The organism is Herbiconiux solani NBRC 106740 (assembly GCF_001571005.1).
GTDB lineage: Bacteria > Actinomycetota > Actinomycetes > Actinomycetales > Microbacteriaceae > Herbiconiux > Herbiconiux solani.
In genome coordinates this window covers 78128-101871 of record NZ_BCST01000008.1, presented here as the reverse complement: position 1 = coordinate 101871, position 23744 = coordinate 78128, and the positions used below count along the sequence as shown (strand labels likewise).

Below are 23744 nucleotides of genomic sequence, written 5' to 3'. Positions count from 1 at the left end.
CGGCCCGGGTGGCGGGGCGCGAGCGCGAGCCCGACGGTCATCCGGCCAACCAGGTGGTGAGCTTGGTCGACACGTCGTTGAAGTTGTCGGCGTACCAGTCGACGTCCTGCAGCACGGTTCCTCCGGTGTTGGCGGGGCCGTAGACCTCGACCTGCTTGGTGAACTCGTCCAGCTGGGGCTTCGCGGCGGTGTTCACCGGCGCCACCCCGAGCAGCTCGGAGATCTTTGCGACCTGCTCGGGCTCGACGACGCTGGAGATGAAGGCGACCGCAGCATCCTTGTTCGGAGCGCCCTTCGGGATCGCGAAGGCGTTCAGTGAGGCGACCGTCTCGTCCCAGACGATCGTGATGTCCATCCCGCCTTTGAGCAGCGGCACCAGGCGGGAGTCGGGGAGCAGGAACATGTCGACCTGGTTCGCCTCGACGGCCTGCTGGAGCGCGCCGACGTTGGGCGCGAAGGTCGTGACGTCGCGGATGCTGTCGAGCTTGTCGAGCGAGCGGTCGACGTCGAGCGGGTAGAGGGCGTCCGGAGCGACCCCGTCGGCCAGCAGCGGGTACTCGAGGATGCCGTTCTGCAGGTTCGTGACGATTCCGCGCTGGCCCGGGAACTTCTCCTTGTCGAAGAAGTCGGCGACGGTCTTCGGACCCTGCCCGGCGGGGAAGGCATCGGTGCGGTAGGCGATGGGGGTCGCGTTGATCCAGTTGCCGAGGTAGCACTCGCCGACCGTGCCCTCAACCAGGTCGGTCTGGTCGATCGCGCTGAGGTCGAGGGGCTCGAAGAGGGTGTCGCAGTTCTGCTGCGCCGCGTAGGGCGCTGTCGCCATCACGTCCCACTGCACGGCGCCGCTGTCGACCTGCGCCTTGACCTGCGCGACGTCCGGGGGCGAGGTGTTCACGAAGGTGACGTTCGGGTGGGCTTCGGTGTAGGGCGTCTGCCAGGCCTCGATCTGGGCGTCCTGGCCGCCTCCGCCGTAGCCGACGAAGGTGATCGTGGCCGGAGCGTCTGCTCCGCCAGCGGAGCCGGTGCTGCCGGCGTCCGACGTGCCGCCCGCGCAGCCGGAGAGCACTCCGGTGACGGCGATCAGGCTGAGGCCGATGGTGACGGTTCTGGATCTGGACATCATTGTCGATTCCTTCGGTTGGCGATCCGGCGGGCCGGGCGCTCTGGTGGGTGAGGGTGACGGGTCGATGGAACGGGGAAGGGAGAGGATGCGCGCGCCCGGGTCAGGCGGCGACGATGCGCTGGCGTTCGGGTCGCCACCACGCGGTGACCCGGTCGCCGATCGAGAAGGCGGAGTCGAGGGCGTCGACCCGGGCACGGCCGAGCCGGCCTGCCTGCCCGACGTCGAGCATCACGGTGCGGTAGGAGCCCATGTACTCGACGTCGCGGACGGCGGCGCCGACCGAGTTCGCTCCGGCGGGGACGGCGGTGGGATCGGACACGATCCGCACGTCCTCCGGACGGACCACGATGGCCGCGTGCGAGGAGACGCCGGAGTGCCCGGAGATCGTGGCCGGGTCGACCGCCCACGAGTTGCCTTCCCAGCTGGCCGTCGAGCCGAAGCTGCCGCTGCCCAGATCGAAGACGTTGGAGTCGCCGAGGAAGCGGGCGGTGAAGAGGGTGTCGGGACGCCGGTAGAGCTCCTCGGGCGTGCCCACCTGCTCGATGTGGCCGCTGTTGAACAGGGCGATCCGGTCGGAGAGGTTCATCGCCTCCTCCTGGTCGTGCGTGACGAACACGAAGGTGGATCCGACCTCGCGGTGGATGCGGCGGATCTCCATCTGCAGTGCACCGCGGAGGTTGCGGTCCAGCGCGCCGAGCGGCTCGTCCAGCAGCAGGGCGGCGGGGTTGAAGACGATCGCCCGGGCGAGGGCGACTCGCTGCTGCTGGCCGCCGGAGAGTTGCGAGGGGTAGTTGCCGTCGCGGCCGGGCAGCTGCACGAGATCGAGCACCTCCGCGACCCGCCGGGCGATCTCGGCCTTCCCGACCTTGCGCTCGCGCAGTGGGTAGGCGACGTTCTGCGCGACCGTGAGGTGCGGGAACAGGGCGTAGTTCTGGAACAGCATGCCCAGGTTGCGCTTGTGCGGCGGCAGGGTGCCCACGTCGGAGCCGTTCAACGCGATCGTGCCGGCCGTGAGCGTCTCGAAACCGGCGATCAGGTTGAGCGTCGTGGTCTTGCCCGAGCCGCTCGGGCCCAGCAGCGTCATGAACTCTCCCGGCTCGATCGTCAGGGAGATGGCGTCGACGGCGGGTGCGGCCAGACCGTAGTCCTTCGTCACGTCCGCGAGACGGATCTGGGTGCCCTGCCGACCGGACGCCGGGGCCGACGCCACGGGGGTGGCGGGGCCGGCGGGTGCTTCTTTGCTGGAAATGGTCAAGGCGGTCTCCTAACGGGTCTTCTTACGGCTGCCGATGAGCAGCGGCACGAGGAAGATGATGGTCACCACGACGACGACGAGGCTCGACGAGGCGGAGATGGTGGGGTCGAGCTCGAACGTCACGCTGTTGTACATCTGCACGGGCAGCGTCTGGAACGTGGGCGAGCGCAGGAACAGCGCGATCACGACCTCGTCGAACGAGGTGACGAAGGCGAAGATGGCGCCCGTGATCACGCCTCGGCTGATCAGCGGCATGGTCACGCGGATGAACGAGTGCAGCGGCGAGGCGCCGAGCGACGACGACGCCCGGAGCAGCGTCGCATCGAAACCGCCGAGGGCCGTGGTCACCGAGACGAGCACGAACGGCACACCCAGTGCCGCATGGGCCAGCACGTAGCCGAGGAGGCTGCCCGTCAGGTGCCACTGGAGGAACGAGATGTACACCGCGACGGCGACCACGATCGCCGGGGTGACCATCGAGATCATCAGCAGCGTGCGCAGGAACCCGGCCAGCCGCCCGGTCAGCCGGTTGAGCCCGACCGCGGCCGCCGTGCCCACGATCGTCGCGATCAGCGCCGCGAGGATCGCCACGAGGAACGAGTTGCCGAGGGACTTCAGCCAGATCGGGTCGGTGAAGAAGTTCTCGTACCAGCGGAGCGAGAAGTCTTTCGGCGGGAACTCGAACGCCGAGGCCGAGCTGAAGCTGAGCGGGATGACGATCAGCGTCGGGAGGATGAAGTAGAGCGCCACGGCGGCGCCGATGACGATCAGCCACCGCGGGATCGGATCGACCCCGCGCTGACGACGGGTCGGCCGGCGGGTCGTGCCCTTCACGGCGGTGCTCATCGCGACTCCTTCTGCTGTGAGGTGCTGGCGACGCCGATCGCCGAGATGGTGCCGCCGAAGCGGTTGGCCCAGGCGACCAGGGCGAGGGTGATGACGAGCACCAGGATGCCCAGGGCGCCGGCTCCGGCGAAGTCGAGCAGCTGCGTGGTGCGCTGGGCGAGCAGCTGGGCGATCAAGGACTGCTGGGGCGAACCGAGCAGCGCCGGTGTGACGTAGAAGCCGAGGCTCAGCGTGAACACGAGGATCAGCCCGGAGACGACGCCTCCGCGGGACAGCGGCCAGTAGATCTTCCAGAACGCGACCAGCGGCGACGAGCCGAGGCCCCGCGCGGCCAGCAGCAGCTTGCGGTCGATCCCGCCGAGCGAGCTGAACAGCGGCAGCACCATGAAGGGCAGCAGCACCTGGCTCATCGCGATCGTGACGCCGACGACGCTGCCCTGGAAGACCACGTCACCGGCCCCGAAGAACTCGAAGACGCTCTGCACCGGGCCGCCGCGCTGCAGCAGCACGATCCAGGCGTAGTTGCGGGCCATGACCGAGGTCCAGAACGGGATCAGCACGATCACGAGAAGCACGCCGCGCAGTCGCGGACCGACGCGGGTCATCAGGTAGGCGTAGGGATAGCCGAGGAGGAACGCGACGATGGTGACGATCACCGCGGTGAGGGCGGTACGCCCGAGCACGGTCATCGTCACTCCGTCGGTGAAGAGGCCGGCGTAGTGCTCCAGCGTGAACTGGGGCGTGCCGATGCTCCGCAGCAGGCTCTGCCCGAGGGGGACGAGCAGGATGACGGCGAGGAGGGCGAGCGCCGGCACCAGGAGGAGCCAGCTCGCGCGGGGAGCCCGTCGGGTTCGGGTCGTGGTTGTCATGTCGTGGTCATCCGTTCACCATCGCGCTGAGCTGCTCAGCGGCTTCTCTCAGCATCGTCACGCGGTCTGCCGATCGCTCGGAGGGAGGGAGCATCGTCGTCGTGCCCAGCACCGCCATCGCCGCCTGCACGTCGTCGGAGCCGAAGACCGGCACGGCGACGGATGCGAGCCCGACGCGTCCCAGGTCGGCCCAGGCCACCCGGTCGCGCCGGACGAGGGCCAGCTCGAGGTTCTCCCTGCGGGCCTCCTCCGGGGAGAGGCTCGAGTGGAGGCGGCTGATGACGGAGGGGTCGGACTGGAAGGCGAGCAGGGCGCGCGACTGGGCCGCCTTGAGCTCGAGGACCGTGCCCACCCGCACGGTCAGCACGATCGTGCCCGCGTTGGCCTCCTCGACGTGCCCGACGACGGCGCCGGAGCGGCCGAGGAAGCTGAGTACGGCCGTGAGGCCTGTGCGGTCGGAGAGCTCGCGCAGCATCGTCGGCGCCAGCGCGAGGATCTGCTGCCGGCTCGAGACGAGTCCGGAGAGCTGGTCGACCAGCGGTCCCGGGCCGTAGGAAGCGTTCAGGAAGCCGGACGCCTGGAGCGACTGCAGATAGCGGTGCGCCGTCGTGCGGTTGAGCCCCAGTCGCTCGGAGACGAGTGCCGGAGAGAGCGTGCGCGTGTGCTGATCGAACAGCGCCAGCACCATGGCCGCGCGCTCGATCGACTGGATCGCGCCGCGCTCGGTGTCGGGCAGGGCGATGACCGTCTGGTCGTCGCCGGGTTCCGTGGCCGTGCCGGTCATCTCTCACCTCCTCGTCGAGGGTCTGTGTCTGCGTACCTGGATCAGTAAAGCAAGCAAATGTTCATAATGCAATTACCAATTTCGCATCTCGAACACATTCGGGATTCAACAAACCGGCGAGATGGCTGCGATCGGGCTGGACAGCCATTATAAAAGTCCGTAATCTGAACCAAAAGTCCGCAATCCGAACACAAGGAGGTTCTCGGATGCTCGTCGCCGACGACATGACCACACCATCGCCCGCCCTGCTCAAAGTCCTGGAAGGGGCGGTCGATCTGCACGTGCACTCAGGCCCCAGCCCGTTCCCGCGCCGTCTCGATCACGTCGAGGCCTCCTACGACGCCGCGCGCATCGGGATGCGGGCGATCCTGATCAAGTCGCACCACCACAACACGGTGATGGACCTGCTGGCCATGAAGGAACTGCTGAAGGATGCACCGACCCCGGTCTACGGTGGGGTCGCGCTCAACTCCGAGGTGGGCGGCGTCAACCCGTCGGCGGTGGCCGTCGCCATCCAGATGGGCGGCCGTGCCGTATGGGGCCCGACCGTGTCGGCGGGACAGCACATCCGTGCCCACAGCCACGACGACGGCTTCCCGACCGCGGGATCGAATCTCGAGGAGAAGGAGGAGTCGGTCTGGGCGAGCCCCGGCGTCGTCTCGCCGGAGACCGTACGGGTCACCCAGCTCGTGGCCGAGGCCGGGATCATGCTCTCCGGTGGGCACCTCGACGCGGAGTCGATGAAGGCCCTGTTCACCACTGCGCAGGAGAACGGCGTGCGCCGGCTGCTGCTGCACCACCCCGACTTCATCGTCAACGCCTCCGAGGGCGACGTCGAGGAGATGCTCGGCTACGGGGCGTTCGTCGAGCACGAGATGTCGATGTACCACCCCGCCGTCCCGGCCCCGGGATTCCCGATCTCGCAGCTGGTCGACTGGATCCGCAAGGTCGGCCCCGAGCGCACGGTGATCGACTCCGACCTCGGCCAGAAGACCAACCCGCTCCCGGTGGACGGCTACATCTACGTCGTGCAGCAGCTGCTCGACCACGGCATCTCCGAGAAGGACGTGCGCCAGATGATCTGCCGCAACACCGCATTCCTGCTCGGCCTCGAGGAGAGCAACTGATGCGCAGCGCCGAGAAGGTGATCATCTCGACGGCCGTCACCGGTTCGGTGAACGTGCCGTCGCAGAGCGAGTATCTGCCGCTCTCCGCCGACCAGGTGGTCCGGTCGGCGCTCGAGGCCGTCGAGGCCGGTTCGGCGATCATCCACCTGCACGCCCGTCACCCCGACGGCCGACCGGCCTGGCAGGCCGAGGTCTACGAGCAGATCGTGCCGCGCATCCTGGAGCAGACCGACGTGGTGATCAACATCACCACGGGCGGATCGTCGGCCATGACGATGCCGGAGCGGCTCGCAGGCGCGCTGCGCTTCGCGCCCGAGCTGGCCTCGCTCAACATGGGCTCGATGAACTTCGTGTACTCCGGAATCGCCGACAAGGTCACCGACTGGAAGTACGACTGGGAGAAGGAGTACGTGCAGAACACCTACTCGCACCCTTTCATCAACTCCTTCGACCGCATCGAGTACACCCTCCGGGAGCTCGGCGAGGAGCTCGGCACCCGGTTCGAGTTCGAGTGCTACGACATCGGGCACCTCTACACGCTCGCGCACTTCGTGGAGCGCGGGCTGATCCAGCCGCCGTTCCTCATCCAGGGCGTGTTCGGCATCCTCGGCGGCATCGGAGCCGACCACGAGAACCTCACGCACATGGTCGCGATCGCCGACAAGCTCTTCGGTGACGACTACTACTTCTCCGCCTTCGCAGCGGGCCGTTCGCAGATGCAGTTCGGCACGCACAGCGCGTGGCTCGGCGGAAACGTGCGGGTGGGGCTGGAGGACAGCCTCTGGATCGGCAAGGGCGAGCTCGCCACGAGCAACGCCCAGCAGGTTCGCAAGATCCGCGCGGTCGTCGAAGACCTCGGCAAGACGATCGCGACCCCCGCCGACGCCCGCCGGATGCTCGCCCTCAAGGGCGGCGACAAGGTCACCCTCTGAGCTTCCCGCCGGCCCGACGCAGGCCGGATGCAGGACGGACCCAGGACAGACAAGGAACGAGATCATGACGATGTATGCCAAAGACGACATCCGGTCGCAGCTCGCCACCGCCCCCGCGCCGGTGACCGCGATCGACCCCTCCACGCCGATCAAGCCCTCGCAGTGGATCGCCTTCCGCGACGTCGAGGCCACCTGGACCTCGCCGGCCGGCAGCCGCACCTGGATCGCGCGGGCCGCGAACCTGGTCATCGCCTACTCCGAGGCCAGGGCGGGCGACCTGCTCGACCGCACCGGGCAGCCCGACGAGTACGCGGTGCTGATGTACTCGGAGAGCGCGCCCCTCCGGGTGACGGCCGGCGGCCGCACCGTCGAGGTCGACGAGGAGGCGTTCGTCGTCGTGCCCCCGGGGGACAGCACGATCGAGGTGCTCGGCGACGGGCCCGTGATCCGGGTCTTCTCCACGCTGTCGGCCGACCTGCGCGACGCCGCGTCGAATGCCGCGGCCTACGCCGAGCCCGACCTCCGTGCCGCTCCGCTCGTGCCCTGGCCTGACCCGGTGGGCGGGTTCGCTCTGCGGGTCTACCCGCTCGCCGACACCCCGATCGCCGAGGGCCGTTTCGGCCGGATCTTCCGCACCACCACGCTGATGGTGAACTTCCTCGCCGAGGAGCCCGAACCGCGGAACGCACACAAGCTCTCCCCGCACCACCACGACGACTTCGAGCAGATCTCGTTCGGGGTCAAGGGGAGGTTCGTGCACCACATCCGCTACCCGTGGGGGCCCGACTCCGCTCAGTGGCGGCCGGACGAGCACGGCGAGATCGGGACACCGTCGATCTGCATCATCCCGCCGCCCACCGTGCACACGACGCAGGGCGTGGGGGAGCACCAGCAGCTGCTGGACATCTTCTCGCCCCCGCGGGAGGACTTCTCGGCCTCCGGCTGGGTGCTGAACGCCGACGACTACCCGTCGAAGTGACCACCTTGCCCAGGCCGAAGAGCCTGTTCAGAGCGGCCCTCGCGAACCCCGACGGGCCCGCGATCGGCACGTGGGTCAAGCTCCCCGCGATGGAGAGCATGGAGCTCGTGGCCCTCGCCGGTTTCGACTTCGTGGTCATCGACCTCGAGCACTCGGCGATGAGCATCGAGACGGCCTACCGCCAGATCGGTGTGGCGCTCTACGCGGGCGTGTCCCCGATCGTGCGGATCCCGGCGCTCGACGGCGGGATCGTGCAGCGGGTGCTGGACGCCGGCGCCGAAGGCATCATGCTGCCCCACGTCGACACCGTGGCCGAGGCCGAGGCGGCCGCCGCGGCCGTGCGGTTCGCGCCGAAGGGCACGCGCGGGGTCGGCGGCACCAGCCGGGCGGGGGCCTGGGGAGCGCTCGGCCGCGAGGAGTACCTCCGCTACGGCCAGGAGGAGGTGGTGCTGATCGCGCAGATCGAGAGCGCCGCCGCCGCCCGGGACGCCGGCGCGATCGCCGCGGTCGACGGAGTGGACGCCCTCCTGATCGGCGCCGCCGACCTCTCCACCAGCGAGGGCCGCGCCGAGTCGGATCCCGAGATCGTCGCCCTGATCGACGCCGCCATCCGCGACACGGTCGCGGTCGGCGTGCCCATCGGCAACGCCGGTGGTGCGTCGGCGGCGTCGGTGCAGGCGGCGGTCGACGCGGGCTACCGCTTCACCATGATGAGCAATGACGCCAGCCTCCTCGGCGCCGCCGCGGCGGCCGCCCTGACGGCGGGGCGCACCATCCGCTACGGCACGGTCGACCCCGTCGACGTGCCCCACGGAGGAGGACGATGATCGAGATCACGACGAGCACGGTTCGTGCGAGAGGAACACGATGACTGAGAACACCAGAGACACCCGGATGCTGCAGGGCAAGGTCGTCCTCGTGATGGGTGCGAGCGCGGGGATCGGCGCCGACGCCGCCCGCGTCTTCGCCGAGCACGGCGCATCCGTGATGCTCGTGGCGCGCACGGAGGGGCCGCTCCGCGCGGTCGCCGACGAGCTCACCGCCGCGGGGTTCGATGCGCATCACGCGACCGGCGACATCAGCGTGGGCGCCGACGTCGCGCGGGTCGTGGATGCGACGGTCGAGCGCTTCGGACGGCTCGACGGCGCCTTCAACAACGCCGGGCTCACCCAGGGCGGCCGGCTCGACGAGGTGTCCGAGGAGGACTTCGACCGCATCCTGTCGGTGAACGTCAAGGGCGTCTGGCTCTGCCTCCGCGAGGAGCTCCGCGTGATGCGGGCGGCCGGCGCGGGATCGATCGTGAACGTCAGCAGCATCGGCGGGCTGCGCGGCAGCTCAGGGATGGGCGCCTACCAGGCCACGAAGCATGCGGTGATCGGACTGACCCGCACCGCGGCCCACGACAACGGCCCCCTCGGCGTGCGGGTCAACGTGCTCGCCCCCGGGCCGACCGAGACCCCGATGCTCGAGCAGACGCGGATCAACCTGCCGGGTGGCGTGGAGGCGCGGATCGCGGCGACCCCGCTCCGCAAGGCCGGGACCGGCGCCGAGGTGGGCGAGGCCGCGGCCTGGCTGCTCAGCGACTGGGCCGGTCACATCACCGGTGTGGCCCTGCCGGTGGACGGGGGCTTCAGTGCCTAGGACCACGCACCCCACCGCGGGTTCCGCCCTCACCGGGACCGGCACGCTGCGGCTGCCCTCCCGCATCCACTTCGGCTTCGGCGTCCGCGACCAGTTGCCGCTCATCTTGGCCGAGCACGGCACCCGCGTCTTCGCCGTGGTCGATCCGTTCCTCGCGGGCTCGCCCGAATTCCTCCGCACCGTGGATCGGCTGCGCGCGGCCGGCCTGTCCGTCGAGGTGCACACCGACGTGCTCCCGGAGCTGCCCGTCGACTCGCTCACCGCATCCGGGACCGTCGCGGCCGCGTACTCGCCCGACGTGATCCTCGCCTACGGCGGGGGCAGCTCACTGGATGCGGCCAAGCTGATCGCGCTGCTGGTCGCCCATGGCGGCCCCCTCAGCGCGTACTACGGCGAGAACAACGTCCCAGGCCCCGTGCTGCCGATCGTGGCGGTGCCGACGACCGCCGGAACCGGGTCGGAGGTGACCCCCGTCGCCGTGATCTCGGACCCGGACCGCGAGATGAAGATCGGGATCTCGAGCCACCACCTCATCCCGGTCGCCGCCGTCGTCGATCCGGAACTGACGATGGGCGCCCCCGCCTCCGTCACGGCCTACGCCGGGATCGACGCCCTCGTGCACGCCCTCGAGTCGTACACCGCCGCCGAGCTGCCGCTCGACTGGTCGGCGACGCTACCCGTGTTCACCGGGAGCAACGTGTTCGCCCGGCAGCTGGCCCTCGAAGCCGTGCGGCGGATCGCCCCCAACCTCGCCAGGGCGGTGGCCGACGGGAGCGACCGGGAGGCCCGCGCCGAGGTCGCCTACGGGAGCCTGCTGGCGGGGATGTCGTTCGGGCCGACCGGCACCCACCTCTCGCACGCCCTGCAGTACCCGATCGGAGCGATCACCAAGACCCCGCACGGGCTGGGCACGGGGCTGATGATCCCGTACGTGCTGCAGGCCTGCGTGCCGGTGATCCCCGAGAAGCTCGCCGCCATCGACGTAGCGCTCGGGGGCTCCTCCACCGATCCGTGGGTGGCCGCCCAGGATGCCGTCGATCGCGTGGCGCGACTGTGCCGCGCCATCGGCATCCCGGTCGGTCTCGCCGAGATCGGCGTCGCGCGCGAGGACCTGCCCCGGATCGCGGAGCTCGCGCTGCTCTCGAAACGGCTCGTCGACATCTCGCCCGTCGGCTCGGAGCCGTCGACCATCCTCACCATCCTCGAGGCCGCCCACGCCGGCGACCGGTCCCTCATCGCCGCCTCGGCCGTCCGCGGCCGCCGACCCGCTGGAGCAGCACGACCATGACCACCGCGACATCCTCATCCACCGTCCCCCCGGCATCCGCGCCGCTGATCGCCGACCTGTTCATCGACGGCCGCTGGCGGCGGGGGTCGGAGGACGCCTCCTTCCCGGTGATCGACCCCGCGGACGGGTCGACGATCGCCTCCTTCGCGGCCGCGAGCCGAGAGGACTGCCTCGAGGCCGTCGAGGCCGCGTCGGCCGCCCAGGAGTCCTGGGCCGCGACCCCGCCGCGGCAGCGCAGCGAACTGCTGCGCGCCGCCTACGACGTGCTCACCGAGGAGGTCGAGCTGTTCGCGGAGATCATGATCCGCGAGAACGGCAAGTCCTACGCCGACGCGATCGGCGAGGCGAATTACGCGAAGGAGTTCTTCCGCTGGTTCGCCGAGGAGGCCGTGCGCATCCCCGGCGAGTACCGTCTGTCACCGGCCGGCGACAAGCGGATCGTCGTCGACCGCCAGCCCATCGGCGTGTCCTTGCTCATCACGCCGTGGAACTTCCCGGCCGCGATGGCCACGCGCAAACTCGCGCCGGCGCTCGCCGCGGGGTGCTCCGTCATCCTCAAACCGGCGCGGGAGACGCCGCTGACCGCGGCCTACGTCGTCGACGTGCTGCACCGGGTCGGCTTCCCGAAGGGCGTCGTCAACCTGGTCACCCCGGTGCCCACCGGGCCCATCGTCGCCGAGATGCTCGCGCACCCGGCCGTGCGGAAGCTCTCGTTCACCGGATCGACCGAGGTCGGCCGCGAATTGCTGCACGCCTGCGCCGACACGGTGGTGAGCGCCTCGATGGAACTGGGCGGCAACGCGCCGGTGATCGTGCTCCCGGGTGCCGACCTCGACGTGACCGTGCGCGAGTCGCTGCTGGCGAAGATGCGCAACGGTGGATCGGCGTGCACGGCGGCGAACCGCTTCTACGTGCACTCCGACGTGCACGACGCGTTCGTCGCCCGGATGGCGGAGGAGCTGGGCCGGCTGCGGGTGGGGCCCGGGCTCGATCACGCCAACCAGCTGGGCGCGCTCGTCTCGGTCAAGGAGCGGGACAAGGTCGCCGCCCTCGTCGACTCCGCGGTGCGGGACGGTGCGATCGTCGTGCAGGGCGGGACGAGTTCGGAGACGGGCGCGTTCTACGACGCCACCCTGGTCGCCGGGGTGCGGCACGGGTCGGAGATCAACGCGAACGAGATCTTCGGGCCGGTCACCGCCGTGGTGCGGTACGACGACGTCGACGAAGCGATCCGGATGGCGAACGACACGATCTTCGGCCTGATGGCCTACGTGTTCGGCGAGGAGCGCGAGGCGGTGGCCGTGGCCCGGCGTCTGGAAGCCGGGATGGTCGCGGTCAACCGGGGAGTGGTGAGCGACCCGGCGGCCCCGTTCGGCGGCGTCAAGCAGAGCGGATTGGGGCGCGAGGGTTCGAGCGAGGGGATCCTCGAGTTCCTCGAGGAGAAGTACATCGCGCTGACAGCGTAAGGGAGAGGCCCGCCACCGCGCGGGTCGTGCACGTCCGAGGAGCGCCGCAAGGCGCTCCTCTTCGTGTTAAGGGCTTGTTACAGATCGTCAAACCAGACAGAATTCATTTCACTTGCGTCATATGATGACATTCCAATCCACAATGTGAGAATTCTGAATCGATGGGGGCACGACATGGCGGTTGATCCGGTCGACCAGGCGTTCCGCGAAGCGGTGTCCGAGGCCACCCCGTCGATCGACGCGATCGTCGATTTCATCACCACGCATCCCGAGCTGGCGCACCGGGAGGTCGAGGGTTCGGCCTTCCTCGTCGGGCAGCTGCGCGCCGCCGGCTACGAGGTCACCGAGGGCATCGCCGGCATGCCCACCGCCTTCCGGGCCGAGCTCGACTTCGGCCGCCCCGGCAACACGGTCGGCGTCGTCGCCGTCTACGACGCCCCGGCCTCGATCACCGCCGAGGGCCTCGTCGACCCGGTGCACTCCTGCGGCCACGGCCCGCAGGCCGGCGGCGTCATCGGTGCCGCCCTCGCGCTGGCCGCCGTGCGCGATCAGCTCGCGGGCACGGTCGTGATCGTCGGATGCCCGGCCGACGAGATCCACTCACCGCTCACCCGCGAGCTCGGCAGCGGCAAGGCGCTCACCGCGGCCCGCGGGGTCTGGGACGACATCGACGTCGCCCTCTACCCGCATCCGGAGTTCATCGACACCGTCTGGCCGACCTCGCTCTGGATGCGCCGGGAGACCGCGAAGGTCGTCGGCATCCGCACCCTCCGCCGCGACGTGGTCTCGACCCCGCTGGCCGCACTCGCCGCTGTGTCGCGCATCGCCGAGATCCTCGACCCCGCGCGGCTGATCATCGAGTCGGTGACCGTCGACGGCGACGTCGAGGAGTCGGCGGGCATGACCTTCGAGGCGAGCTTCCTGCTCTTCGCCGACAGCGAGGCCGACCTCGACGGGCTGGCCGAGCAGCTGCACGGGCTGCTCGAGGGCGACGGCGCCAGCGCCAGAGACGGCGCCAGCGAAAGCGCAACTCACCTCGAGGCCCGCTGGACCAGCTCGGCCGCGATCGCCGAGGTGCGACCGGATGCCGGCATCACCGCCCTCGTGGGCGACGCCTTCGCCGCAGCCGGCCGCGACTTCATCGCCGACCCGCCCCCGCTCGGCTTCGCCACCGACTTCGGCAACGTCACCCAGGTGGTGCGCTCGGCGATCGTCGGCGTCGGCCGCCCGGAGGGCTGGCGCTACCACACCGAGCCGGGCGCCGGGGAGTTCGCGGGCCCCGCCGGCAAGGAGAACGCCCGCGCGACCGCGGAGGTCATCGGCCTCTCGGTCATCCGGATCGCCGCCGCCGACCTCTCACCGGCCGATTCGTAGCCAGCCGACCGAAGACATACCCCCGCAGACCCTTCAGACCAGCCCCACCAGTGAGAACGACAGACAGGACCGACACATGACCGACAGCCGACGCCGTGCCGAGATCTCGGGCGGTGGCTTCGCGGGACTCACCGCCGCCAGCGCCCTCGCTCAGATGGGGTGGAGCGTGCGGGTGCACGAACGTGCCGCCGAGCTCCGCGCCGAGGGTGCGGGCATCGTGCTCTGGAACAACAGCCTCCAGGTGCTCGACAAGATCGGCGCCACGCCCGACCTGCAGGCGCGGTCGATGACCCCGCCGGCGTACGAGACCCGGATGAACAACGTCATCCAGTCGCAGGAGACCCTCGACGGCATCCGCTGGCGCACGATGACGCGCCCGCACCTGCACGACACGCTGCTCACCGCGGCCCGTGAGTCCGGCGTCGAGATCATCGCGAACTCCGAGGTCACCGGCGCGACGCCCGACGGCACCGTCACCTTCGCCGACGGCAGCTCGGCCGAGGCCGACCTCGTGATCGGCGCCGACGGCGTGAGCTCGGCCGTGCGCGACTCGCTCGGCATCCCGATGAAGCGCGAGCGCTCGCGCGACGGCATCACCCGCTTCCTCGTCCCGCGCCGCAAGGCCGAACTGCAGGCGCTCGAGCCCGACACCGAGTGGGACAACGTCATCGACTTCTGGAACCTCGACCCCCGCGTGCTCCGCGTGCTCTACACGCCGGCCAACGACGAGGAGCTCTACATCGCGTTGATGTCGCCCTCGGCCGACGCCGACGGCTCGCGCGTGCCGATCGATCTCGAGCTCTGGACCTCCGTCTTCCCCCAGCTCGCCCCGGTGCTTCAGGATGCGGCGGGGATCCAGGGCCGCTACTACGGCTACCAGACGACCCGCCTCGAGCACTGGACCGACGGCCACGTCGCTGTCATCGGCGACTCCGCCCACGCGATGTGCCCCGCGCTCGCGCAGGGCGCCGGCACCGCGATGCAGAACGCCTGGACTCTGGCCGTCGCCGCGACCGCGGCGCTCGACGCGGGGGAGGACCTGCCCGCCGCGCTCCGGGAGTGGGAGCGCCTGGAGCGCCCCTACACCGACCTCGCGCAGGACAAGTCGCAGTGGTACGCCGACACCCGCGAGATGGCCAAGGGCAACCAGTTCACGGGCGACAGCGTGCAGACCGCCCTCTACAACCCGACCGACCCGAACCGACACGAGGTACACGCAGCATGAGCATCGACTCCATCTACAAGGTCCGCGCCTGGCACTCCTTCGTGCAGGAGACCGTGCACGAGCTCGGCCCCGCCCCCGAGCAGCCGCTCGTGAAGGCCGCGGTCGCCGTGGTGTTCGAGAACCCGTTCGCCGGCCGCTGGGTCGACGACCTCTCCCCGCTGACCGACGCGAGCGCGAGCCTCGGCACCGAGCTCGGCGAGCGTGCCGCGGCCCTGCTCGGCGGTCGCCCGGTCGAGAGCTACGGCAAGGGCGGCATGGTCGGCCTCAACGGCGAGCAGGAGCACATCGTCGCCTGCGTGACCACGGTCTTCGGCGACGCCTTCCGCGCGGCCGTCGGCGGCGGCGAGGCCTGGATCTCGTCGGCCACCAAGGTCGCTCCGGCCGGGGCGACCATCGATCTGCCGCTGGCGTACAAGGATGAGGTGTACGTGCGGTCGCACTACGACGCGATCACGCTCGCCCTGCCGGATGCACCGCGGCCCGACGAGATCGTGATCATCGCCGCGGTGGCGACCGGCGGGCGTGTCAACGCCCGCGTCGGTGGGATGACCGCCGCCGACGTGATCGCCCGCTTGAACGCCTGACCCGACCCGACGCACCCGACCTGCTGCATATATAAGGAGCATCCGTGACCTACACCCACTCCCAGTACCTCGAAGACGCCTCCATCGCGAGCATCCTCACCGACGTGGCGCGGGCGCACCGCATCCTCGAGCTGGAGGGCCACGGCGACATGTCGATGGGCCACCTCTCGTTCCGCGACCCGTTCGGCCGCGGCCTGTGGCTGAAGCGCGGCAACCTCGCACTCAGCGAGGTCGAGGGCGACGACTTCATCCTGATCGACTTCGACGGCACCGTGCTCGAGGGCACCGGCCTCCGCCACCTCGAGTGGCCGCTGCACGCGGAGATCATGAAGGCGCGCCCCGACGTGAACTTCGTCGGCCACTCGCATGCGCACTACTCCACGGTGCTCGGCGCCTCGGAGGAGAGCCTCAAGCCGTACAACAACCACGGTGTCTGGTTCGCCTACGAGGGTGTTCCGCGCTTCGCCGAGACGAGCCACATCATCACCACGGTGCCGCTCGGCGTCGCCGCGGCCAAGGCGCTCGGAAACGCCCAGGCGCTTCTGCTGGCCAACCACGGAGTCGCGTTCGTCGGCAGCACGGTGGCGGAGGTCACCCTGACCGGCATCTTCCTCGAGAAGGCCGCCCGCTTCCAGGTCGACCTGAAGGCCTCCGGATTCCCGCCCATCGAACCCGATGCGCTGGAGACCAAGGAGAAGTTCGACCGCATCTACCCGCCCAAGGCCCAGCACAACTTCTGGACCTATTTCAACCGGCGCCTGGACCGCGTCGAGTCGGCGTTCGGCATGGGCATCTCGCCGATCGCGCTGCCGCCGGGCATCTGAGTCCGACGGGCCGGCTCGCCCGGCCCCGCCCCATCCACGACCCCACCATCACCCGTTTCCACCCGCGAAAGAGAGCACCCCTGATGAGCAGTCTCCCCACCATCGCCACCGTCATCGGCTCGGGCACCATGGGCCCCGGCATCGCCGCGGTGCTCGCCCGCGCCGGCGCCACCGTGCGCCTCTACGACATCTCCGAAGACGCGATCGCCCGCGCCGAAGCCGCCTACGGCGTGGTGCAGGGCGTGCTCGAGGCCGTCGAGTCGCCCTCGGCCCCCGGCGGCTCGGTGACCTTCGGCACCGACCTGGATGCGGCCGTCGCCGACACGGAGCTGATCATCGAGGCCGTGCCCGAGAAGCTCGAGCTCAAGCAGAAGGTCTTCGCCGACCTCGAGGCGCGCATCGGGGACGACGTCATCATCGCCACCAACACCTCCGGCATCCCGATCAGCACCATGGCCGAGACCATGACGCTGCCCGGCCGCCTGATCGGCATGCACTGGTCGAACCCGCCGCACCTGATCCCGATGATCGAGATCATCCCGGGCAAGGCCACCGACGAGGCCCTGGTGGGCAAGCTCACCGAGATCGTCAAGGCGTTCAACTACGTGCCCGTGCTCGAGAAGGAGATCCCCGGCTTCGTCGAGAACCGCGTGCTCTACGCGATCCTCCGCGAGTGCATGGCGCTGCTCGAAGAGGGCATCGTCACCCCCGAAGGCCTCGACGCCTGCGTCAAGTGGGGCATCGGCTACAAGCTCTCCGTCGTCGGCCCCACGCGCCTTCTCGACATGGCCGGACTCGACATCTACCAGGCCGTCTCGAGCTACCTGAACAAGGATCTCGACGTCAGCACCGACACCCCGCAGTTCATCAAGGACAAGATCGCCGCCGGCCAGCTCGGCTTCAAGTCGAACGGCGGCATGTACGAGTACGGCGAGGGCGACGTCGACGCGAAGCGCAAGGAGATCATCACCGGTCTCATCGCGGCGCGGAAGACGCTCTCCACCATCCCGAACGTCTGATGTCCGGCGCCGTCTCCCTCGAGAGCATCGGCGAGGGCCTGACCCGCACCCGGGGCGCCGCGGTCGACGTGGCGTTCCGGATGCGGGGCTCCGGCCCCGCGGTCGTGCTCTTGCACGGCACGTCGGCGAACCACGCCGTGTGGGAGCCGGTCGGCGACCTTCTCGAGGGGGAGGCGACGGTGATCGCGCTCGACCAGCGCGGTCACGGCCGGAGCGACAAGCCCGAGACCGGGTACACCGGTGACGACTTCGTCACGGACGTCGTCACCGTGCTCGACGCCCTGGGCCTCGGTCAGGCGCTGGTGGCGGGGCACTCGCTCGGCGGGCGCAACGCCTGGCTCGCGGCATCCCGTCACCCCGACCGCGTGAGCGGAGCGGTGGTGGTCGACTACACCCCGTTCGTCGAAGCGGCCGTGCTCGACGAGCTCGACGTGCGGGTCGCCGCGGGCTTCCGCGAGTTCGCCGACCAGGCCGAGATCGAGGCGTACCTGCGCGACCGGTACACGCGCATCCTGCCCGGTGCCGTCGAGCGCCGAGCGCGCTGGGGCTACCGGCAGCAGGACGACGGGCGCTGGGTGCCTCGGGCCTCGCCGATCGCGATGTCGCAGCTGATCGAGGGATTCCGCACGCCGTACCGCGACGAATTCCTCGCCGTGCCGATGCGGATGACGCACCTGCGGGGGAGGCTGAGCTCGATCGTCAGCGAATCCTCGTGGCGGAGTGCGATGCTCGACCGACCGGACGACCGTTGGGTCGACGTCGAGGAGGCCGACCACTACATCCCCGAAGAATTCCCGGAGCGGGTGGCCGAGGAGATCGGCCGCGCACTCCGCAGCTGACGTCCGGCCCGCACCGCCGCAGCACCTGAACCCCCATCGAAAGGAACCATCCATGGCCCTGTTCATCGACAATCTCACCGTCTCGAGCCCCGACTTCGCGAACCTCGAGCGCATCCCCGACCGGTTCAGCGCCGACGGCGGCAACGAGACCCCCGCCATCGAGATCTCCGGCCCGCCGGAGGGAACCGTCGAGTACGCGCTCATCCTCAACGACCCGGACGCCCCGCTCGCGCAGGGCTTCACGCACTGGGTCGTCTACGGCATCCCCGCCGACGCGACCACCCTCGACCTGTCGGCGCCCGGCGTGCGGATGGGCCCGAACGGCGGCGGAGCCGAATCGTACTACGGCCCGCAGCCCCCGGCCGGCCACGGCATCCACCACTACTACTTCTTCCTCTACGCCCTGAAGACCCCGGTGGAGGGGGAGCCGACCCGCGAGGAGTTCCTCGCCCGCTACGCCGACTCCATCATCGAGCAGGCGCGCACCGTGGGACTGTTCAGCAACGACTGATCGCTCCTCCTAACTGTCTCGAGCTCGCACTCCTTCTGGGGGTGCGAGCTCGAGGCGGTTGAGGGGCTATTAAGAGGAGTACGTGCTCGCGAACGACTCGGCGATGGCCAGGACCGCAGCGTGCACCGGGCCGGCCGTGATCGCCGGGATCACCGAGGCGTCGACCACCCGGAGCCCGTCGAGGCCGCGGAAGCGCAGGTCGGCCGAGACCGGAGCGTCGTCCGAGCGGCCCATCCGCAGCGTTCCGACGGGGTGGTGGTGCGTGATCGCGGCCCGCGCGATGAACGCGTCGGCCGCTGAATCAGTCTCGGCATCCGTCCCGCCGGTCGGCACGGCGTCACCCGGCAGCACCTCAGCCCCGCGCCACCGGTCGAGCCCGGCCGACCCGCCCACGAGCCGAGCGTGCTCGAGCGCGAGCCGGAACATCGCCCGGTCGTGCTCGGTGTCGAGGTAGTTCGGGTCGATCACCGGCTCGTCGCCGATGTCCGGCCCCGAGATGCGCAGCGATCCACGGCTCGTCGGGTTGGTTACTCCGAACAGCAGTGTGTAGGCCTCGCCGGGGACAGCGGATGCCGCCTCCGCGGCCAGGGCCTCCGACGCGCTCGGGCCCACGACGCAGCCCACCACGATGTCGGCCGGGCCATCCGTCGTTCCCAGGCCGTGCCGGGAGAGATAGGTCATCGACTCGGAGAGCTGCAGCCGGGTCGGCGGCACCGGTTGCCGGGACGTGTAGACGTTGCCGGCGCCGAGCAGGTGGTCGTGCAGGTTCTGACCGACCCCGCGCGACTCGAGCACCGTCTCGACGCCGGCCGCGGCGAGCACCGCGGGGTCGCCGACGCCCGAGCGCATGAGCAGCAGCGGGTCGCCGATCGAGCCGCCGCAGAGGATGATCTCGTCGGCCTCGATCACCTCGTCCTGCCCGTCGCGGGTCACGGCGACGCCGGTGACGCGGCCATCCGTGATCACCAGCCGGTGCACGGTGACGCCGGTCAGCACGGAGAGGTTCGGCCGGTCGAGCACCGGGTCGAGATAGACGTCGGAGACCGTGACCCGCTTGCCGTCGCGGATGGTCAGCGAGTTCGGGGTGGCCCCGAGCATCTCGCCCTGGCTGTGATCGCGGATGCGGGGCACGCCGAGCGCCTGCCACGCGTCGAGGTAGTCGAGTACGAGCGGGCTCGAGAGCTCCGGCCCGGGGAGGAGCACCGGAAGCGGACCGGAGTCGCCGTGCACGGCGTCAGCCCCTCCCGAGAACGACTCGGACCGGATGAACGCGGGCAGCAGAGCATCCCACCCCCACCGCTCGTCGCCGGTCGCCTCGACCCAGCGGGCGAAGTCGGCGCGGGTGCCGCGCATGTGCGCCATCGCGTGCACCAGGCTCGAGCCGCCCGGTCCCTTGCCGCGCGCCCACTCGAGCGAGCGCCCGGCGAGCCCGGCCTGCGGAGTCGTGCGGTAGGCCCAGTCGTAGGAGCGGCCGTGGATGAACGGCCACAGCTCGGGCCGCCGCATCTCGGGGTCGGTCACGCGCGTGCCCGCCTCGAGCACGGTCACGGTGCGGGAGGGATCCGCACTCAGCCGGTTGGCGACGACGCTTCCGGCAGAACCGGCGCCGATGATCAGAAGGTCGGATCCCATGGCGCGCGCGTCAGTTGCGGGTGTGGCCGGCGTCGACGACCAGCGTCTGCCCGGTGATCCAGCCCGCCTTCTCCGAGGCCAGGAAGGCCACGGCCGGAGCCACGTCCTGCGGCAGCCCGCGGCGGTCGAAGGCCTGCATCGGCACGACGAATTCGAAGCCCGCCTCGTGCGGGCCGCCGAGCACGCCCTCGCTCGCGATGATGCCGGGGGCGACCGCGTTGATGGTGATGCCGAGCTTGCCGAGCTCGCCCGCGAGACCGCGGACCAGACCGATCGAGGCGCCCTTGGTGGCGACGTAGTGGGCGCAGTCGGGCGTGCCGGCCACGAAGGTGTTCGAGGCGATGTTGACGATGCGGCCGTAGCCGGCCTCGCCCATGACCGGGGTCACGGCGTGGGTGACCAGGTAGATGCCGTCGAGGTTCACCGACATCACCTTCCGCCACTCCTCGAACGTGATGTCGGCCCATGGGGTCAGCGGCACGAGGGCGGCGTTGTTCACCAGCACGTCGATGCGGCCGAACTCGGCGACGATCTCGTCGATCACGGCGGCCACGCGCTCGGGGTCGCTCACGTCGAGCACCTTCGCCACGCCGTCGTTGCGGGCCGCGACGGCCTCGGCCCCGGCCTGGTTCACGTCGGCGACGACCACGGTCATCCCCTCGGCGGCGAGCTCGTCGGCGATCGCGGCGCCGATGCCCTGGGCCGCTCCGGTGATCAGGGCGACGCGCTTGGTGGTTTCGGGCATGTCAGTTTCCTCCGTAGAACTCGGGTGCGAGCTTCCAGTTCTCGAACGACGCGAGTTCGTGCGAGGGGTAGATGTCGGCGTTCTTGGTGCGGGCCAGGTAGTTGAGGCGACGGATCGCCTCGACCGACTTGGTGGGGTCGAGGTGGAACCCGGCGATCCACTCCTTCTCGAGGGTGGTGCGGGTGTACGCGGCGTCGCCGCAGAACAGCATGCTGGGCTCGTTCTCGAGCTCGACCAGCAGGGAGTAGTGACCGATGGTGTGGCCGGGGGTCTCGAACAGCCACACGCCGGGCACGATCTCGTAGTCGCCCGAGATCGGCTTGTAGGTCACGTCGGCGTGGTCGAACGAGAGGTCGGAGTAGCCGAGTCGCTCGAACGGCTCCGGCACCTTCGCGTGCCGCAGCTCCTCCTTGTGCACGAGGGTGACGGCCTTCTTCAGGTACTTGTTGCCGCCGACGTGGTCGAAGTGGAAGTGCGAGTTCACGACGATGTCGACGTCGTCCGGCGTGAACCCGCAGGCGGCCAGCTGCGCCGGGATGGTCTGCTCCGGGGTCTGCAGGGGCAGCTCGAACGGCAGCACCGCGTTCACGTGGTCGAGGTCGAAGCCCGTGTCGTAGAGGATCAGGGCGTCAGGATGCTCGATCAGTACGCTGTAGACCGGGAACCGGACCGGGTTGCCCGCGTTGATGTGCCAGTGCACATCCGACTCGTCGATCACCAGCGTCCCGCCATCCAGCAGATGCACCTTCGGATCCGTCATGGCCTGGCTCACTTCCGTTATTTATCATCCAGCGTTAATTGCTGATCACGTTATGAGAATGGCTTCGGCAGTGTCAAGCGATGCCGAGCTTGTTTACGATCCCGAAACAACCGCCGGGAAATCCTCGAACATCGGCATGCCGGTGTAGTACGCCCAGCGGTAGCAGTGGTCGAGCATCGGCTCGGCGGCGAAGTCGCCGACGCAGGTCGCGTCCTGATAGCGCTCCCCGCTGGCGTCGGTGTAGTGCGCGCGGCAGAGCACCCGCCAGGTGGTGGCGCTGACCGACGGGTCGTCGACGAGGTGCTCCGACGGCAGCCAGCACTCGGTGCTGGTGATGGCGGCGGGGTCGACGTTCGAGGTGGGGCCGGCCACCTGGGCCAGCGTGGCGAGCGCCGCGGCATCTTGTTCCGACAGTGCGGGCGGGGATGCGGGCGTGGATGCCGGGGCCGATGCCGATGCCGGTGGCGACGACGGGTCGGCTACCGGGCCGGGCGCCGGGGCGGATGCCTGCGCCGAGCAGGACGTGAGGGTGAGTGCGAGCGCGACGACGAGCGCCGTCCGGGTCGATCGATTCATAAAGAGAACCTCCTCCGATCATCGTCGATGGAGCGTGTTTCGGACGTGTAACAACTGAATTTCAGGCTTGGCATACGTCGATTCTTCTCATATCGTATCGCTACCCCTGCACAATGTAATAGAACGCACCACTGCAGCACACCAGCCCGGGGGCCCATCACCCTAAGAGGAAGATCTCGGCAATGACCAGACTCACCCACGGCGCCCGCCGCCGTACTGCAACCCGTGTGGCAGTCATCACTGTCTCAGGAGCACTCGCACTGTCCCTCGCGGCCTGTTCCTCCGGCCGCGGAGACGACTCCGGTGGCGGCGACGCCACCTCCTCGTCCGGCACCACGGTCACCCAGTTCGCGCTCGTCGCTCCCGAGAACGAGTCGGACTACGGCTACAACCAGGCAGGCATCGAAGGCGCCAACGAAGCCGCCAAGGAGCTCGGCATCGAGGTCACCGTCGTCCCCGACGCCGGCTACGACAACATCGAGACCGTGCTGACCCAGGTGGCCGACGGGGGAGCGCAGTTCATCGTGGCGCACGCCTCCGGCTACAACGTGGGGGCCGCCAGCGCCGCCGCCGCCAAGAAGGTGCCGATCCTGATCCAGGATGCCGGTGAAGACGAGAACGTGCCCGGCCAGATCGCCGCCGCCAAGCCCGAGGGCCAGGAGGGCGGCTACCTCGCCGGCATCGCCGCCGCGATGTCGACGACCTCGAAGAAGGTCGGCATCGTCGTCTCGGCCGACAACGCGAACTGGTTCGCCATGTCGTCCGGCTTCGCCGAGGGCGTCTACAGCGTCGACCCCACCATCCAGGTGCTCTACACTTCGGTCGGCCCGGCGGCCTACGCCGACGCCGCGGGTGGCAAGACCGCCACGGAGCAGATCATCGCCTCGGGCGCCGACGTCGTCTTCGGCATGGGTGACGGCGCGACGCGCGGGTACCTGCAGGCCATCGACGGCGCCTCCGGCGTCAAGTACATCGCCGACATCGGCGACGTGACCCCGGGTCTCAGCGACCCGAGCAAGCTGCTCACCTCGGTGCGCTGGAACTACGAGCCGGCCTACGTGCAGGCGATCAAGGACGTCGACGCCGGCACCTTCGGAACGAAGACCTACCCGGTCGACGTCGAGAACGGCGGAATGTACCTGCAGGAGACCGACAGCATGACCGACGCCATCAAGACGGCGGTCGACACGGCCTCGAAGGGCATCATCGACGGTTCGATCGTTCCGACGATCGCGACCTCGGCGGCCGAGGTCGCCGCGGTGATCGCCGCCAAGGGCGCCTGACCCAACGCCCCTGAGGGGCCGGGGCCGGCGGCGACACCGTCGTCCCGGCCTCGGCCCCCTCT

General features: G+C 69.7%; 24 protein-coding genes. 15 read left to right on the top strand and 9 right to left on the bottom strand.

Annotated features, from left to right (window positions below; genetic code table 11):
• Positions 1-37: 37 nt before the first annotated feature.
• From HSO01S_RS15415 to HSO01S_RS15395, 5 genes are all read right to left on the bottom strand, one after another.
• Positions 38-1120: an extracellular solute-binding protein gene (locus HSO01S_RS15415; RefSeq protein ID WP_169799994.1), complete on the bottom strand. Its 1083-nt coding sequence runs from the start codon at positions 1118-1120 to the stop codon at positions 38-40.
• Between the two features lie 103 nt (positions 1121-1223).
• Positions 1224-2378: an ABC transporter ATP-binding protein gene (locus HSO01S_RS15410; protein ID WP_245636028.1), complete on the bottom strand. Its 1155-nt coding sequence runs from the start codon at positions 2376-2378 to the stop codon at positions 1224-1226.
• Between the two features lie 9 nt (positions 2379-2387).
• Complete coding sequence (locus tag HSO01S_RS15405) at positions 2388-3224, bottom strand: ABC transporter permease (RefSeq protein ID WP_084361734.1); 837 nt, start codon at positions 3222-3224, stop codon at positions 2388-2390.
• The gene (locus tag HSO01S_RS15400) at positions 3221-4093 is read right to left on the bottom strand and encodes an ABC transporter permease (protein WP_084361733.1); all 873 of its coding nucleotides are present in this window, start codon (positions 4091-4093) and stop codon (positions 3221-3223) included. Before HSO01S_RS15400 ends, HSO01S_RS15405 begins: the two co-directional genes overlap by 4 nt.
• Positions 4094-4100: 7 nt before the next feature.
• Positions 4101-4877 carry an IclR family transcriptional regulator gene (locus HSO01S_RS15395; protein ID WP_066043118.1) on the bottom strand — a complete coding sequence of 259 codons (777 nt, stop codon included), beginning with the start codon at positions 4875-4877 and terminating at the stop codon, positions 4101-4103.
• A gap of 206 nt (positions 4878-5083) precedes the next feature.
• Here HSO01S_RS15395 and HSO01S_RS15390 point away from each other — a divergent pair, with 206 nt between their 5' ends.
• The 14 genes from HSO01S_RS15390 (at position 5084) to HSO01S_RS15325 (ending at position 18686) form a co-directional block, all read left to right on the top strand.
• A complete protein-coding gene (locus tag HSO01S_RS15390; protein WP_218003822.1) occupies positions 5084-6004 on the top strand; it encodes a DUF6282 family protein in 921 nt (306 codons plus the stop codon).
• Positions 6004-6936 (top strand): 3,5-dioxohexanoate:acetyl-CoA acetone transferase, encoded by a 933-nt coding sequence (gene kce, locus HSO01S_RS15385; protein ID WP_066043116.1) that lies wholly within the window; start codon positions 6004-6006, stop codon positions 6934-6936. Before HSO01S_RS15390 ends, kce begins: the two co-directional genes overlap by 1 nt.
• Before the next feature lie 64 nt (positions 6937-7000).
• Positions 7001-7915 carry a cupin domain-containing protein gene (locus HSO01S_RS15380; protein WP_218003821.1) on the top strand — a complete coding sequence of 305 codons (915 nt, stop codon included), beginning with the start codon at positions 7001-7003 and terminating at the stop codon, positions 7913-7915.
• Entirely contained in the window at positions 7912-8742 is an 831-nt protein-coding gene (locus HSO01S_RS15375) for an HpcH/HpaI aldolase family protein (RefSeq protein ID WP_066043114.1), read from the top strand. Before HSO01S_RS15380 ends, HSO01S_RS15375 begins: the two co-directional genes overlap by 4 nt.
• 40 nt (positions 8743-8782) lie before the next feature.
• Entirely contained in the window at positions 8783-9556 is a 774-nt protein-coding gene (locus tag HSO01S_RS15370) for an SDR family NAD(P)-dependent oxidoreductase (protein WP_066043112.1), read from the top strand.
• Positions 9549-10844: an iron-containing alcohol dehydrogenase gene (locus tag HSO01S_RS15365; RefSeq protein ID WP_245636027.1), complete on the top strand. Its 1296-nt coding sequence runs from the start codon at positions 9549-9551 to the stop codon at positions 10842-10844. The genes HSO01S_RS15370 and HSO01S_RS15365 overlap by 8 nt, the downstream gene beginning before the upstream one ends.
• A complete protein-coding gene (locus tag HSO01S_RS15360) occupies positions 10841-12310 on the top strand; it encodes an NAD-dependent succinate-semialdehyde dehydrogenase (protein ID WP_066043110.1) in 1470 nt (489 codons plus the stop codon). The genes HSO01S_RS15365 and HSO01S_RS15360 overlap by 4 nt, the downstream gene beginning before the upstream one ends.
• A 174-nt stretch (positions 12311-12484) precedes the next feature.
• Positions 12485-13684 (top strand): M20/M25/M40 family metallo-hydrolase, encoded by a 1200-nt coding sequence (locus HSO01S_RS15355; RefSeq protein WP_066043108.1) that lies wholly within the window; start codon positions 12485-12487, stop codon positions 13682-13684.
• 76 nt (positions 13685-13760) lie between these two features.
• Complete coding sequence (locus tag HSO01S_RS15350; protein ID WP_218003820.1) at positions 13761-14909, top strand: FAD-dependent oxidoreductase; 1149 nt, start codon at positions 13761-13763, stop codon at positions 14907-14909.
• A complete protein-coding gene (locus HSO01S_RS15345; protein WP_066043106.1) occupies positions 14906-15493 on the top strand; it encodes an amino acid synthesis family protein in 588 nt (195 codons plus the stop codon). The genes HSO01S_RS15350 and HSO01S_RS15345 overlap by 4 nt, the downstream gene beginning before the upstream one ends.
• Positions 15494-15537: 44 nt before the next feature.
• A complete protein-coding gene (locus HSO01S_RS15340; RefSeq protein WP_066043103.1) occupies positions 15538-16317 on the top strand; it encodes a class II aldolase/adducin family protein in 780 nt (259 codons plus the stop codon).
• An 83-nt stretch (positions 16318-16400) separates the two neighbouring features.
• Positions 16401-17336 (top strand): 3-hydroxyacyl-CoA dehydrogenase NAD-binding domain-containing protein, encoded by a 936-nt coding sequence (locus HSO01S_RS15335; protein WP_066043101.1) that lies wholly within the window; start codon positions 16401-16403, stop codon positions 17334-17336.
• A complete protein-coding gene (locus tag HSO01S_RS15330; protein WP_066043099.1) occupies positions 17336-18175 on the top strand; it encodes an alpha/beta fold hydrolase in 840 nt (279 codons plus the stop codon). The genes HSO01S_RS15335 and HSO01S_RS15330 overlap by 1 nt, the downstream gene beginning before the upstream one ends.
• A gap of 52 nt (positions 18176-18227) precedes the next feature.
• Positions 18228-18686: a YbhB/YbcL family Raf kinase inhibitor-like protein gene (locus HSO01S_RS15325; protein WP_066043097.1), complete on the top strand. Its 459-nt coding sequence runs from the start codon at positions 18228-18230 to the stop codon at positions 18684-18686.
• Positions 18687-18755: 69 nt separating this feature from the next.
• On the opposite strand, the gene HSO01S_RS15320 is transcribed toward HSO01S_RS15325, so the two are convergent.
• The 4 genes from HSO01S_RS15320 to HSO01S_RS15305 form a co-directional block, all read right to left on the bottom strand.
• Positions 18756-20318, bottom strand: coding sequence for a GMC family oxidoreductase (locus tag HSO01S_RS15320; protein WP_066043095.1), 1563 nt, complete (start codon positions 20316-20318; stop codon positions 18756-18758).
• A 10-nt stretch (positions 20319-20328) separates the two neighbouring features.
• Positions 20329-21063 (bottom strand): pyridoxal 4-dehydrogenase, SDR-type, encoded by a 735-nt coding sequence (pldH, locus tag HSO01S_RS15315; RefSeq protein ID WP_066043093.1) that lies wholly within the window; start codon positions 21061-21063, stop codon positions 20329-20331.
• A gap of 1 nt (position 21064) precedes the next feature.
• The gene (gene pldA / locus HSO01S_RS15310) at positions 21065-21823 is read right to left on the bottom strand and encodes a 4-pyridoxolactonase (protein ID WP_066043091.1); all 759 of its coding nucleotides are present in this window, start codon (positions 21821-21823) and stop codon (positions 21065-21067) included.
• A 93-nt stretch (positions 21824-21916) separates the two neighbouring features.
• Positions 21917-22399 carry a hypothetical protein gene (locus HSO01S_RS15305; protein WP_066043088.1) on the bottom strand — a complete coding sequence of 161 codons (483 nt, stop codon included), beginning with the start codon at positions 22397-22399 and terminating at the stop codon, positions 21917-21919.
• Positions 22400-22581: 182 nt separating this feature from the next.
• On the opposite strand from HSO01S_RS15305, the gene HSO01S_RS15300 reads away from it, so the two are divergent.
• A complete protein-coding gene (locus HSO01S_RS15300) occupies positions 22582-23682 on the top strand; it encodes a putative B6 ABC transporter substrate-binding protein (RefSeq protein WP_084361732.1) in 1101 nt (366 codons plus the stop codon).
• Positions 23683-23744: the final 62 nt, after the last annotated feature.